11 protein-coding genes are annotated in these 14,733 nt (G+C 49.9%); 5 read left to right on the forward strand and 6 right to left on the reverse strand.

Features of this window, described 5'->3' with window-relative positions; all coding sequences use genetic code 11:
* Window positions 1-816: a carbohydrate ABC transporter permease gene (locus tag D7Z26_RS17085; protein ID WP_233566995.1), complete on the forward strand. Its 816-nt coding sequence runs from the start codon at window positions 1-3 to the stop codon at window positions 814-816.
* A gap of 15 nt (window positions 817-831) precedes the next feature.
* On the opposite strand, the gene D7Z26_RS17090 is transcribed toward D7Z26_RS17085, so the two are convergent.
* Entirely contained in the window at window positions 832-2,388 is a 1,557-nt protein-coding gene (locus D7Z26_RS17090; protein WP_120978201.1) for a response regulator, read from the reverse strand.
* On the reverse strand, window positions 2,389-4,179 hold the full coding sequence (locus D7Z26_RS17095; RefSeq protein WP_120978202.1) for a cache domain-containing sensor histidine kinase: 1,791 nt from the start codon (window positions 4,177-4,179) through the stop codon (window positions 2,389-2,391).
* 182 nt (window positions 4,180-4,361) lie between these two features.
* On the opposite strand from D7Z26_RS17095, the gene D7Z26_RS17100 reads away from it, so the two are divergent.
* The 3 genes from D7Z26_RS17100 to helD all read left to right on the forward strand — a co-directional run bounded on the left by D7Z26_RS17100 (window position 4,362) and on the right by helD (window position 8,218).
* Window positions 4,362-5,267 (forward strand): HD-GYP domain-containing protein, encoded by a 906-nt coding sequence (locus D7Z26_RS17100; protein WP_120978203.1) that lies wholly within the window; start codon window positions 4,362-4,364, stop codon window positions 5,265-5,267.
* Between the two features lie 14 nt (window positions 5,268-5,281).
* Window positions 5,282-5,566, forward strand: a complete 285-nt coding sequence (locus D7Z26_RS17105) for a hypothetical protein (protein ID WP_120978204.1) — start codon at window positions 5,282-5,284, stop codon at window positions 5,564-5,566.
* 234 nt (window positions 5,567-5,800) lie between these two features.
* Complete coding sequence (helD, locus tag D7Z26_RS17110) at window positions 5,801-8,218, forward strand: RNA polymerase recycling motor HelD (RefSeq protein WP_120978205.1); 2,418 nt, start codon at window positions 5,801-5,803, stop codon at window positions 8,216-8,218.
* Window positions 8,219-8,315: 97 nt separating this feature from the next.
* Here the strand turns inward: helD and deoD are convergent, their stop codons facing one another.
* Together deoD and D7Z26_RS17120 are read right to left on the reverse strand one after the other, a co-directional pair.
* Window positions 8,316-9,020 carry a purine-nucleoside phosphorylase gene (gene deoD / locus D7Z26_RS17115; protein WP_120978206.1) on the reverse strand — a complete coding sequence of 235 codons (705 nt, stop codon included), beginning with the start codon at window positions 9,018-9,020 and terminating at the stop codon, window positions 8,316-8,318.
* Window positions 9,021-9,203: 183 nt separating this feature from the next.
* On the reverse strand, window positions 9,204-9,920 hold the full coding sequence (locus D7Z26_RS17120; protein WP_120978207.1) for a Crp/Fnr family transcriptional regulator: 717 nt from the start codon (window positions 9,918-9,920) through the stop codon (window positions 9,204-9,206).
* A 69-nt stretch (window positions 9,921-9,989) separates the two neighbouring features.
* Here D7Z26_RS17120 and deoB point away from each other — a divergent pair, with 69 nt between their 5' ends.
* A complete protein-coding gene (gene deoB, locus D7Z26_RS17125) occupies window positions 9,990-11,177 on the forward strand; it encodes a phosphopentomutase (protein WP_120978208.1) in 1,188 nt (395 codons plus the stop codon).
* A gap of 69 nt (window positions 11,178-11,246) precedes the next feature.
* Here deoB and D7Z26_RS17130 read toward each other — a convergent pair whose 3' ends face one another.
* Both D7Z26_RS17130 and D7Z26_RS17135 read right to left on the reverse strand, forming a co-directional pair.
* Window positions 11,247-12,902 carry a response regulator transcription factor gene (locus D7Z26_RS17130; RefSeq protein WP_120978209.1) on the reverse strand — a complete coding sequence of 552 codons (1,656 nt, stop codon included), beginning with the start codon at window positions 12,900-12,902 and terminating at the stop codon, window positions 11,247-11,249.
* Window positions 12,899-14,698: a sensor histidine kinase gene (locus D7Z26_RS17135; protein ID WP_120978210.1), complete on the reverse strand. Its 1,800-nt coding sequence runs from the start codon at window positions 14,696-14,698 to the stop codon at window positions 12,899-12,901. Before D7Z26_RS17135 ends, D7Z26_RS17130 begins: the two co-directional genes overlap by 4 nt.
* Window positions 14,699-14,733 lie beyond the last annotated feature (35 nt).

Below are 14,733 nucleotides of genomic sequence, written 5' to 3' on the forward strand. Positions count from 1 at the left end.
GTGAAGCTTATTAGACGTGCGATCGCCTACGCAGTTCTCTGGCTACTGGCCGCGGCTTTTGCCACCCCGTTTATTTATACGCTGTACAATTCCTTCATGCCGCTAAAGTATGCAAACAAGCTGGTCGGCATGAAGGAATGGACGCTGGAGCACTACGCTACCTTTTTTACCAACGAGGCTTATAACGTACCGCTATGGTTTTGGAATACGCTGGTCATGACGGGCATCATTATGCTCGGCAACTGGATCGTTAATCCGATGGCCGCTTATGCGCTCGCCAAATTGAATTTCCGCGGAAAAAAACTCGTTTTATGGATGGTTATGGCGACGATGATGGTACCGTATCATATGATTCTGATTCCCGTCTACGTAAACATGGCACAGATTGGTTGGCTCAACACGTTCGCAGGACTAACCGTTCCGTTCCTTTACCAGTGTCTGTACATTTTCATGCTTAGACAGTTTTACCTAGGCATTCCGAACGAATTGATCGAAGCATCGCGAATCGACGGCCTGAACAAAATCGGCGGCTTTTGGCGCATCGTTTTTCCTTTGGCCAAATCCTCGCTAATTACGATGTCCATTTTGACATTTGCAGGCACTTGGAACAGTTACCTAGTTCCGAGCACGTTCGTCAGCTCGCCGGAAAAATATGTGCTTGTCGTCGGGTTGAACAGCTTGAAGGACGCGGCTTTCGAGAAAACGTCCCTCATCATGGCCGGAGTGGTGCTTTCGACCGTTCCGATCCTTCTGTTCTTTTTCTTCTTCCAGAAGCAGTACATCGAGGGTGTCTCCACTTCGGGGATAAAGGGATAGGTATAGCAGCTGTATTCAGCAAGTCGGGGGCTCCGTCTGTTTCCGGAACTCCTTGGGGGACATGCCGACATATTTATTGAACACGATGGCAAAGTGGACCTGGCTCTTGAAGCCGACCTGTTCGGCGACTTCGTAGATTTTATGCTTGTAATCCTTCAGAAGCTCTTTGGCCCTGGCAATCCTCAGGTCGTTCAGGTAGTCGAATAAGCCTTTGCCCACTTCTTTCCGGAATAACTTGCTGATATAATTCCCGCTGGCGTTAAATTGTTCGCCGAGGTGCTCCAATGAAATTTCCCGTTTGTAGGAAGCGTGCAAATAATTTAAAATGCTTTTGATGATCGGACTGTATTCTTGGCGAATAAATGCACGGTTGCGAGCTTCCATTTTCTCTCGGAACAGATTCCGGTAAAAAGCCGTAAGTTCAGCCAGATTCTCGATTTCTTTCGCAAGAGTCGTGTCCTTAAAATAGGCATCGCTCTCATCCAGAATAAACAGAAGCCCCTCGTACACTTTTTTGACGTCGGTTTCGGTCATGCACGGCTTTTCCCGGAGCAACTGCTCCCAATTATCCCTATACAGCTGATATTGTTCGAATTGGCCTTCTTTCAAGTGGGTTTTCATGTTCATTATGTGCTGGCTTGCCGTATCCAGGACGCTTGGATCTTCGTTCCAACCGCACGGATAATTCAAGACGTATTCCTCGGGCTTATAGAACTTGTGGTTGATTGCCTGTTTTGCTTGTTCGTATGCCCGGTTTAATTCCTGGAAGGATTGGAAGAAACCGCTTATGCCAAATACGGTTTCTACGTTAATAAATCGTCTGAGCGAGCTGCTGATCATCGCGATCAGCTCGTTCAGGCGATTTCTCGATTCCTGCTCGCTTTTGATTTCGCTGTTGCTCAAGATGACGACGTAACGATTTTCTTCGCTCCGTAACCCTTCCACTTCTTTCTCTTTCGCAAGCAGCTCGGCCATAATATTCAGGATGGCGTTCTGGAGCAGGTGGGATCCGTTCTGATCCGGATAACGATTCACTGCTTTACGATAATGCCTGACGGTAAAGAGAGCTACCAGCATATTCGACTCTTTCAGATTGGTCTGAAGGGAGGCGGGAGGCTGTCCGTTTAACCATTGCCTCAGGCCGTCTTCCTTGGACCGTGCCTTGTTTTCCAGACGGGAGACAGGGCTTATTTTTGTTGCGTCAAGCTCGTCTTTAAGTTGAATCAGCATGTCGGCGATGAGCTCTCCGCTCATGCTCGGTTTGTAGAAATAGTCGGAGGCCCCCAGTTTCATGGCGCTCTTTACGTTCGCCAAGTCGTCAAAGCTGCTTAAAATAATGATTTTCGTTTCAAGCCCTTGCTGCCGGACCTCCTCCAGTACTTGAAGTCCGTTTTTTTTCGGCATCTTAATGTCCAGTATTACCACGTCGGGGAGCAACTCTAGAATGGACTGAATCGCTTTCTCGCCGTCCTCCGCTTCCCCGACGATTTCGATTCCATGCGATTCCCAATTCCGGCAGGATTTAATGCCTATTCTGACCAACGGTTCGTCGTCTACGATCAAAACTCTCATTTAATCCCCTCGATTTCCTTGGCCCATGATCGGAATGACGATGCGGGCCGTAGTTCCTTGGTTTTCCGTGCTTTCCAGATATAGACCGTATCCAATGCCGAAATTCATCTCGATTCTCTTGCGAATGTTGGAGATTCCGATCGAGTTTAATTTATGCTCCGCGTTATTCGAGTCGATGGCGTCCAGTTGTTCGACGGACAAGCCCTTCCCGTTATCGATCACCGACATGACCAGGTTTTCATCCGATTTCTCGATTCGCACGATCAGCTTGCCTTTGTGCGCGATGTCGTAAAAACCATGAAAAACGGCGTTCTCCACAAGCGGCTGCAGCATGAACTTAGGGGTACGGCAGTGCAAAACCTCTTCCCCCGCCTCATATAACACTTCGAATTTGTTCAAGTAGCGGAAGCCGAGAATTTTCGTGTAATCCTGAATAAAGTCAAGCTCCTCCTTGACCGTAACGTAATCCGAATCGGTTTTGGCAGTGAAGCGGATGACGGACGAGAATGCCGTAAGCGCTTCCTCGATTCCGGCCGCACCTTGGAGCTTCGCCATCCACTTGATGACGTTTATCGTATTATACATGAAGTGTGGGTTAATCTGAGATTGGAGCGCGCGCAGCTCCGCATTTCGCTTTTCTTGCTCTTCCTGATAAATCCGCCGGATAAGCATGCGGATTTCCTGAAGCATTCCATCGACCGTCATGCTGATTTTCCCGATTTCTCCATGCTCGATATGCACCTTGACCTCCAGATTGCCCCTGGAAACCTCCCGCATTTTTTTCTCGAGGCTTGCCAATGGCTTCGTGATGCTCGTCGCGATGAAAATGGCGGTTATTATCGATAGAACAAGGACAAGGAGCAGCAATGCAAAAATGATCTTTAACAAAAAGTTCAAATAGCTGAACATTTCGTTTTTGGGTATGATCGTGATGGCCCGCCAATGGGACAAGGAGGATTCGGAGACTAGAGCAAATACGTTTTTATTTTCGTATTTTCCCGTCTGGTCAATGGCATCGATGTCGAACGGCAGAACTTGTTTGGAATTTTGGCTGATCTCCGCTTCGTTCGGACTATAGATGATGTTTTTCTGTTCGTCGATCAAATAAAACTTGGTGTTCTCCGTAAAGCTGATGTCGCTCCATAATTGCTTCAGCTTGTCGACCCCGAGATTTAGCATGACCAGACCAAGGTCTTCCCTCGTGTAGGGATCGATGATGGACCGTCCTACGGAAACGACGTATTTTTTCTTGACCGCCATCAGTTTGTCGGCGTGAATGCCTACGAATACGTGGCTTCCTTTCCGCTTCAATATTTCCCGGACGTAGGGCTGAAGGAAAAATTCGTCGTTCAGATAGGTATGGTTTACATACTCCAGGTTACTTCGGCCAATTAACAAATGGTTCGTGATTTGATAGATCATTGCCGAGTCTATTACGTTGGAGTAATTCAGAATGTTGTTGGCAATCGCATGGTTGATCGTATCGAAGTCCCGGGAAATTTCCAAGCCTTTGTACGGGTAATCGCGGTAATCCTTTTTCATGAGCTGAAAAATTTCCTTGTTATAAATCGGATACATCGACAGGGAGATGACCGGTTCCAGCGAAGTATTAATGTTTTTGATGATTTGTTCGTTATTTTGGACGGCGGCGTCTTTAATGATTTCTTTGTTGTAGCTCACATACAGCCATAGGAAGATTCCTCCGATTACGAGAAAAGGGATAACCGTAAAACAAGAAAAGGCGATTATCAGACGCGGCTTCAATCGCATCTCGGCGATCATTTTCTTCATTCGCAAAGTCCATTCTAAGTTTGGATTAATAATACCCGTCTAGTCTATATGAAGTTCAACAAACGACTTATAAATCCCTCCTTCAGGGTCAAGCGAGTCCGGCGATGATATATTCATATAATTGGATAGGTTTGTATGCTATACTGAGCATAAAGTCCCGATTAAGTAGGAAGTGAACAGGCATGAAGATTCAGGTCCATTCTAGCCATACGAACCTCGAGAGCGTTTCCCTGAAAGGCCTTACCATTTCGCTCCTTTCTTCGGGAGATGGAACGGAGATCATTCATCACAAGCTGGAGCAAGGCGGCCGATGGGCACTCGCCCCGGAAGAGGGCTGGCTGGCGCTCGAATACGTGTATATCATTTCCGGAGAATTGATATGGAAGACCGAAGAGGGCGATACGTCCATTAAAGCCGGCGATTCTATTTCCGCCTATATGATTACAGAACTTGCCTTATTCGTCGCGGCGACGGACACCGAGTTTCTCTACGTCGTCTCCCGCCCGTACTTTCATAACTACAGCAATTGGACCCAAGAGCTGATGGACCTTGCCGTGAAAATCGAAGAGAAGGACGGATATACTTCGGATCATTGCGAGAGAATCAAGAAACTTGCGATGATGGTGGGAGAAGAGTTAAAGCTATCCGCCTACGACATGTTTATTCTTAATCAGTCCGCATTTTATCACGACATCGGCAAAACGCGGGTGCCTGAAGAAATCTTGAACAAGCCGGGTAAACTCACGCAGGAAGAATACGAAGTGATGAAGCTGCACACTACTCACGGTAAAGAGTTGCTATATGAGAGAGGGCTGCCCGACCTGAGGGTCGTGGGAGATATCGTCGAGCAGCATCACGAAAGGTATGACGGCAAAGGATATCCCGCTGGACGACAGGGGAATGAGATTTCCATTCTGGCTTCTATTATCGCGGTCGTCGATTCCTTCGATGCAATGACGGTGGATCGGGTATATCACAAAGGGATCCCGGTTGACGAAGCTTTGCTTGAAATTAAGAGGAATAGCGGCACCATCTATCATCCGGACATCGTAACGGCATTCTTGAATATTGCCGACCAATTGACTTGAGAGGAGGTGAGAACATGAAACGAATCCTTGTATCTCTTGCATCTTTGATGATCATTTTCTCCGTGTTCGGAGGCGTTGCGAGCGCGAAATATCAACCGCAAAACGATATTTCGATCAACCTGAAATTGCCTGTCAACCTGCCTAATCTCGGCACGGGAAGCTTGACTTTCGGTTTGCAGCAGACGGTTCAACAAACCCTTACCCAAACTACCGGCCTTTCCGTAGACTACTTCTACATATGGGTGAACGTGAACGACGTGCCAGTGGCCGCGATCGACCCGGCCAAAGCAATGGTTTAATCGGATACTTTGAATAATAAAGAACCCGGCAGAGTCTGCCGGGTTCTTACCTATGAAAAACAATTGCACGCAAAGATGCAGTGTGATATGATGAGAACATCCTTGACTATTTTTATCAATATGTACAGAGTTAACGCATCTTATCTACACCTTAATCTTACCACATGGATTTACGGGTTGTCAAACGTTCTTTTTCTTTTCCGGATTAGACTGAAAAGGAGTGTGTTCACAAAGATGATTAACGCAAAAGATTGGCAGCAAGAGCAGGAGCGGTTGGAGCTGATTACGCAAAAGCTACATTCGAGAATCGTCGAGCTGGAGCCCGAGGTCGATCAACTGCACGATCAGGCGGCGGACATTCGCAAGCGATTCTGGGAAGAAGTAACGGTTAATACGAGCACGCAGGAAGATTTCGAAGAGACCTTCTTCACGATCAAACAGCAGGCAGCGGTGTTATCCGAACGTGAACGCAGCCACCGGCAGAGAGTGCAGCAGTGGAAGAGTATGAAAAGGCTGCTGCCGTCTCCCTATTTCGGACGCATCGATTTCCAAGAGGATGGCCTGGGCTTCAGCGAAGAAGTCTATATAGGCGTGTCGTCCTTCGTCGATGCGGACGGTATGAGCTTCCTGGTGTATGACTGGCGTACGCCCATTGCGAGCTTGTATTACGACTATTCCCCCGGAGCGGTCTCCTTCCAAACGCCGGGAGGAAACATCGCCGGGACAATGAAGCTGAAGCGACAGTACCGGATTCGCGACGGGCAAATACGGAATTTGTTCGACTCGAGCTTAACGATCGGCGACGAATTGCTGCAGCAAGTACTCGGGAAGGGCGCGGACGCTCAGATGAAGAGCATCGTGGCCACCATCCAGAAAGAGCAGAACGCCATCATCCGCAACGACAAAAGCCGGATGCTTATTGTGCAAGGGGCGGCCGGAAGCGGGAAAACCTCGGCGGCGCTGCAACGTGTGGCGTACTTGCTGTACAAACACCGCGATAATCTCAAAGCCGACCAGGTCGTTCTTTTCTCCCCTAATCCGATGTATAACAGCTACGTATCCACGGTTCTTCCCGAGCTTGGCGAGGAGAATATGCAGCAGACGACCTTCCAGGAATATCTTGAATATTGGCTTGGTTCCTCGTTACGGCTTGAGGACCCGTTCGATCAGCTCGAATACGTGCTGACCGAACAATCGACGCCGGGATACGAGGCCAGATTAAACGGGATCCAATATAAGTCGTCGGAAGCGTATCTTAAAGCTCTCCAGAGCTATGCATCGTGGTTGGGACGGGAAGGAATGCAATTCCACTCGATCCGTTTCAGGGACCGTGATTTGATCTCCGCCGAGCAAATGAAATCGAAGTTCTACAGCTATGATGCTTCCCTTCGCCTGATTAACCGCGTCGTTCTGCTGCAGGAGTGGTTGCTGCGGGAGCTGACCTTGCTGGAACGCAAGGAGCGGGAGGAAGCATGGGTGCAGGAAGAGCTTAATTACCTCGATAACGATCAGTATGCCGAAGCCTATAAATCGCTGCGCAAAGAGGACGGCGTTTTCGAATTTGCCGAGCAATATGTCGAAGCCTACAATAAACTGATCAACAATCGCCAGCAAGACGAGGATGTCTTCGACTTTGCCCAGCAGGAGGAAGAGCTGCTGCGCCGAATGGTCGTGAAGGAGCAGTTTAGACCGCTGAGGCAAGGCGTGAAGAGGTTGTCGTTCATAGATATGGTCGGGCTGTACGCCCAGCTGTTCGACGATGATGCCGCTTACCGGGAGATGGCGAGTGAGGCCGAAGTGCCCGGGCTTTGGGCGGAAATCTGCAAGCAGACGAAGGAAAAGCTGAGCCGCTTCGAGTTGTTCTATGAGGATACGACGCCATACCTGTACCTAAAGGAACTCATCGAGGGCGTTCGAACAAATACCGAGGTGCGGTACTTATTCGTCGATGAGGGTCAGGACTACTCCATGTTTCAATATGAGTTTCTCAGAAAATTGTTCCCGCGCGCCCGTATGACGGTGCTCGGCGATTTCGGTCAGGCGATCTTCACTCAGGCGACGAATTTGCATGAGACGGATTCGCCTTTGATCCGGCTTTATGATGCGGCAGAAACGAGTCAGTACTTTCTTGTCCGCAGTTATCGCTCCACCCGCGAGATCGTGGACTTCACGAAGTCGTTATTGCCAGGCGGGGAGGAGATCGTTCCCTTCGAGAGAAGCGGCAGGAAGCCGCTCCTCTCGAAAGCGGGCAGCAACGAGGCGCGCGCGGAACGAATGGCGGCTGATCTCGCGGCGCTTCAGGCCGAAGGCTTCGCTTCCATCGCCGTCATTACGAAGACGGCGGCCGAGAGCAGCGATGCCTTCGAGGCTTTGACGGCTCGGGGCTGTCAGGCGCTGCGGCACATCACGAAAAATACGCCCAACTTCGAGAAGGGAACGCAGGTTATTCCCGCGTATCTCGCCAAGGGCGTAGAATTCGACGCCGTGCTGATCTACGACGCTTCTTCGCGGGCGTATCATCGGGAAAGCGAGCGCAAGCTCTTCTATACGGCCTGTACGCGCGCCATGCATCGGCTTATCCTGTACGCAATAGGAGAACCGACGCCTTTCATTCAGGCATTGGACACATCCCTGTATGAGGTAGAGGAATGAGGTATGGATAAGGAATAGGCTCTAGAGCATGGAAAAAACCTTGATTGACCCGTGAGGTCAATCAAGGTTTTTTGTTTATTCCTATATTCATTGGGTTCTACTTCGATACAGTTTCCAGTGCGACTTCGATCATGTCGTTAAAGGTGGTTTGTCTCTCTTGCGACGTTGTTTGTTCGCCGGTAAGAATATGATCGCTAACGGTTACAAGGCATAAGCCTTTAACTCCGAATTTGCAGGACAAATAATAAAGCACCGCTGCTTCCATCTCTACGGCCAATACGCCATGCTTGCCAAGCTTATTAACCACTTCTTGGCTTTCCGAGTAGAAAACGTCGGATGAAAGTACATTTCCTACGCGAAGACTCAGACCTTTATCCGTTCCGACTTCATAAGCCTTCTTGATTAAATCGAAGCTACCGATCTGCGGGAAATCGAATCCGGGGAATTGGTTGCGAATGATGGCGGAATCAGTCGCCGCCGCTTGCGCGATAATCACGTCGCGGATTTTTACATCATGTTGGATGGCACCGCAAGTTCCAACGCGAATGAGATTTTTGGCGCCGTAATCGTTGATCAATTCATGAATGTAAATGGCGGCGGAAGGCATTCCCATTCCCGTACCTTGAACGGATACGCGATTTCCTTTATAAGTACCCGTATAGCCTAACATGCCACGTACGTTGTTGTAACAAACCGTACCTTCCAGGAAGGTCTCGGCAATATATTTTGCGCGTAGCGGATCGCCCGGCAGCAACACGGATTCTGCAATTTCGCCGACTTTGGCTTCGAGATGAATACTCAAGTAAATCCCTCCAAATTGTTCGTATGTAACTTCGAATTAGCTTCACCAAAAATCATAGCATAATACGCATCCGCGTTATGTTAATAGAATAACTCCATAAACGTGAACTAGTTCACATTTTAACCGTTAGCCTAGTAACGGAAGCGGAGCGCTTTCATTTGTTATATTGGGTGCACGGAATCGCTAAGGGTTAGACCACTTGCGAAGGGTAGGGAACTCCTCCGTTTCATGACAAATCGATTCTAACTTCTCCATATCGAGGAGGTATAGAAACTTATCCCGAATGTCGATCAGCCCTTCGCTCTGAAATTCGCCTAACGTTTTGGATATCGATTCCCTAGTGACTCCGAGCATGTTGGCGATCAAGGACTGATTAATTTTAAAGTCGATTTTGTAAACGTTATTGAGGGTTACTCCAAAGTTGTAATAGAGGTCCATGAGGAGATTGGCGACTTTTCCGCGTACGTCATAGAAGGTCAAATAGCGAATCATGCGATTGAGCATGCGGGTTCGCTCAACGAGAATCTTGTATGCATTTCGCAGTACCGAGGGATATTTATCAACGATCTGCAAGAAGTCTTGCTTCTGCATCAGCCAAGCCGAGACGTTCTCCAAGGCCTCGATGGATGAAATTCGATGATTATCGCTGGACAGGGCTTCTACTTCTCCGATAATATCGCCCGCCATCGTTAGGCTAAGGACGATTTCCTTGCCTTCGTATATCCGATAGATCTTGACCATGCCCGAGCGAATGAGATAAACCTCGTCGCTTTCGTCATTCTCAAAGATAAGAACATGATTTTTCTTGAAGTGGCGTTCCTTGAGCAATGGGGTTATATATTGTAGTTCATCATGAGGAATATCGGAGAAAATCTTAATGTCGGAAACGTTGTTAATCATTAGCACACAACCTTTCGAGCTGGCTCAAAGATTATTGTAGCATGATATCAGAAGAATAGAGGTAACGACATGAAATTCGAACGTATTAGCGTGATCGTGCTTGATAGCGTGGGTATTGGGGCTTTGCCGGACGCCCATGAATTCGGCGATGAAGGCAGCCATACCTTGGGTCATATCGGCGAGCATGTACCCGGCATGAAGTTGCCGAATCTCGCTGCCTTGGGTCTAGGAAATATTGCGCCGTTGTCTACGATCCCTGCGGCGGAGAGCCCTCTGGCTTGTTACGGCAAGATGGCGGAAGTGTCCGTGGGCAAAGATACGATGACGGGTCATTGGGAGCTGATGGGACTTAAAGTAGAAGTGCCTTTTCAAGTCTATCCTGATGGATTTCCGGCGGAATTGATCGAGAAGTTCGAACAGCTGACGGGTCGCAAAGTCATTGGAAACAAGCCGGCATCGGGAACCGAGATTCTGGACGAGTACGGAGAAGAGCAGCTCCGAACAGGCGCATGGATCGTGTATACATCCGCCGACAGCGTCATGCAGATTGCCGCTCATGAGGACGTTATTCCTTTAGAGGAATTGTATCGCGCTTGCGAAATTGCCAGAGAGATTACCTTAAACGATCCCTATGTGGTCGGGCGTATTATCGCAAGACCGTACATCGGCGAACCGGGTGCTTATGCGCGTACGCCGAACCGACATGATTACGCGCTCGAGCCCATTGGTGAAACCGTTCTCGATCATATCAAGGATAAGGGGTACGATGTCATCTCCGTCGGGAAAATCAACGATATTTTCACGGGTCAAGGCATCAAGGAGTCCCATCCCACGAAAAGCAATTTAGACGGCATCAAGACGACCATTGAGCTGCTTAAGCGTCCGTTTAATGGGATGTTGTTTACGAACCTGGTCGATTTCGATTCCTTATATGGACATCGACGCGATCCCGAAGGCTACGCTTCTTGTTTGGAAGAGTTTGATCAGTATCTCCCGGAGCTCATGCAACTAACCGGCGATAAAGACTTGCTGATCATTACGGCCGACCATGGGAATGACCCTACTTGGCCGGGAACGGATCATACCCGCGAGTATGTACCGATCTTGATCTATAACCCGTTACTCGCTAATAGTTCCAGTTCCATCGGCATTAGAGAAACTTTCGCGGATCTTGCCGCAACTATTGCCCATAATTTCGAGGTTGCCGCACCGAATATCGGGAAAAGCTTTTTGGAATTATTGAACGTAAAAGGTTAAAGGTTAGAACAAGCCGGATTCCCATCTAGGGAACCCGGCTTTTTTACGTAGCTTATATCGCACCATGCGTCACTGAACCGTCGACGATCCGTCTTCCTTCACCGCCATGCGCTTGCGGAAATCGTTGGGCGTCATTTGCGTCTGCTTCTTGAAGACGCGGCTGAAATATTTCTCGTCGTGATAGCCGATCATTTGGGCGATCTGCGCCATCCGCAGATGCGGGTTCAGGAGCAGCATTTGCGCTTTCTCCACCCGGATGCGATTGACGTAGTCGATGAGCGTTTCCTGGAAATCGTTTTTGAATTTGCGGGAAATATATTCCCGATTCAGATGAAAGCGCGCCGATATGTCCTGCAACGTAATGTCTTGGGTATAATGCGCCTCGATATAACGGGCGATCTCTCGCATCGGGCTGCCGTTGAACGTTTGCGTTTGCATCGTGATGAAAATTTTCGACAACTCGATCAGGCTGTTCGCCAGAATCTCCTGCAAGGCGGGCAGAGAAAGCCTGCCGGATTCGTCCAGCGGGACGATGAAAGGACTGTTCTCGACAAGCAGTTGCTGCTTACTGTCGTATTCGCGGAAAAACTCCTCGACCCAACCGGCCCTTGCCGCATTGTACTCATCCCACCACATCTTCATCTGTTCCATCGAAATATGATTCATCGCGCCGATGACCGTAAACCATTCGGCCAGTGCCATTCGAATTTGCTCGGGATTGCCGCTACGGACGGCGAGTCGAATTTTCTCCTCCGACTTGCCGAAGCGCACGGTGCCGATCCGCGCCGACGACGGGCGGAATTCATGGATGCGCACGCCGGAGTCGAGGAGGTTACGCTTATTCAGCGCGTCGAACGCCTCGGTATATGTCTTGTGAAGCTCGCCGGGGAACAAACCGGCGGGGCTCAGGCCGAATTCGACGGAGCCTCGCAGCGTCCGATCGATGCCGTCCGCGATTTTGCGCAGCAGGTCCGGCGTCGCCGATTCAGGCTCGGCCCAGAGCAGCAGCACGATCTCGAACGGCCGGTTCCAATTGCGGAAGGCGATGCCCCGCCCTGCGGAATGCACGAAATCGTTGCATATATTGAGCAAGGTGAAGAACAGCAAATCGAGGCTGGAGACGTACTTGTCGAGAATCGACTGATGCAGCGTATTCAGATCGATCAGAGCGACCTGGCAGGAGCTAACGTCCGTCAGCTGCGGAAATTCGCGCAAGTACGATTCCCCCGGGACGGGCGCATTGCCTGCCGCAGCGTCCGTTAGCAGCCGCGATAGCATCTTGTCCCGATACATCGGCTTGAGCTCGTTCACTTCTTTGTTCTTCTCGTGATATTGAAGCCGTTCCCGTTTCGTTTCATTCCAACTGATCACGGCTTTGTTGACGGCTTCGTGCAGTTGCTTGCGGTCGATCGGCTTCAGCAAGTAGTCGATTCCTCCGAATTTGACCGTATGACGGACGAATTCGAAGTCATTGAAGCCGCTGATGACGATTTTCTTGCAATCGACCGCCTCGGCTTCCATCCATTCCATAAGCTCGATGCCCGATTTGACCGGCATCATGATATCGGTAATGACCAACTGAGGCCGGTGCTCCTGGATGAGCGTCACGGCCTCGGCTCCGTCTTCCGCTTCCAGCACCGTCTGGAACCCTAACGCTTCCCAATCGACAAGCCTCAGCACGGTTTTGCGGACGTGTTTTTCATCATCGACGATTATGGCTTTCATGGCGTAGTCTCCTCTTGATGTAGAATGGGCACAATCATCGTGATTTTGAGTCCGCGCGGTATGTTTCGTTCAAGCTCCAGCACGGCTTGATCTCCGTAGTACAAATGAAGTCGGTACATGACGTTCATGAGGCCGATGTGGTCGCCGCTCTCCGCGGACTCCTGGCGAACGTCGGACAAATCGCACTGGACGGCGGCGAGCCTGGCCTCGGTCATGCCGACGCCGTTGTCCTCGACGACGATGCGCAGCTTGCCGCTCTCGGTTTGGGTTGCGATCCGCAGCAAGCCGGTGTTGTGCGACTTATGGAAGCCATGCTTGAAATAATTTTCGACGAGCGGCTGAATGATCATTTTCGGAATCTGAACCGATCCCGCACCTTCCTCGAGCGCGTATTCGATCTTCAGCTTCTCCTCGAACCGTTGTTGCTGCAGCAGTAAATAATGGTTAACGTAGTCGAGCTCCTGCGACAGAGGGACGATCGTTTGCTTCGTATTCATGCTGTAATGCATCATCTGCCCAAGCGAGGAGACGAGCCCGTAAACCTCGGGAGCGTCGTTGTCCAAAGCGGAGGCGCCGATGGACTGCAACGCGTTGTTGATGAAATGCGGATTAATCTGCGCTTGCAGCATCTTAAGCTGAGTGGTCTTATTGGCTAAGTTCAGCTTGTATTCCCGGAAAATCAAATCGTTGATCGTCCCCATCATCGTGCGGAACCGCTTGGCCAAAATTCCGAATTCATCGTTGCGAACGATGTCGATCGGCTCGTCCAATTGGCCGGACTGGATCTTGTTGATGCTGCGAATTAGTTGCTTGATCGGATTCGTAAACCGGATCGAGACGATCAGGACGGCAGCTGTCGCTACCGACAGGCAGAGCACGGCAACCGCGGTATTGATCATCGTCAGCTTGCTTGCCTGCAAGTACAAGTACGGGGAGGGAATACGCTTCACGATCGTCCAGTCCAAGTAGGGAAGTTGAATTTTATCGTACAGAATAATGCCGTCGTAGCCGGATTCGGCCTTCTCCATGCTGCCCGAAACGGCGGTACCCGTGACGATGCCGTCGATCCAGGCTTGATCCGGATGTTGGCCGATTTCCAATTCGTTCGAGGCATAGATGATCGAGCCATCTCCGTCGACAATGTATAAATCCTCGTGCGCCGGATCGTATAGCTGCGCGCTTAACTTTCGCAGCGCATCCACTTGGACGTCGATGGCGAGCAGGCCGATTCGCTCCTGCGTCGGAACTTTGTATAACGGGCGATAGATCGAGAACACAAGCTCCGGCGTATTCGGCCGAATCTGTTGAACCCCGTAGCTGTCGCTCCAATGCGTCGGTACCGTCTTGGCGGCATAGGGGGCGATACCCGTTACATCTAGCGGAGAAGGGGCTTGTCCATAGGCGAAATTATCCGAGTACATCAAAAAGCTGTTACTTTGCCCTTGGTCGAGGTGCAAATAGACCTGATATATGTTGTTGGTTGATTTGGATACGAGTTGGAGTGCCGTATACACGTAGGATAGGTCGTTGTTGTCGGCGACGCCGTTCAGCAAAATATTGTCGAGCGCCTTGTTCGAATACAAAATCAACGAAGCGTTGTTCACGACGCTCAGGAAGTTGGATATGTTCGTTTGACCCTCGGACAGTAGCCGGGTGTTCTCGACGATCGACCGTTTCTTAACGGATTCTTTCGTATACTCGTGGGTGACGATAATCGATACGACGATCGGAATCACGATGGAGATCAACATCAGCGCGATCAGTTTGTAGCGTACGCTTGTCATCAGCAACCGCATGCCGATTCCGCCTTTCTCTGGATGTAATGTCCTGT

This window comes from Cohnella endophytica (genome assembly GCF_003628305.1).
GTDB classification, from domain to species: domain Bacteria; phylum Bacillota; class Bacilli; order Paenibacillales; family Paenibacillaceae; genus Cohnella; species Cohnella endophytica.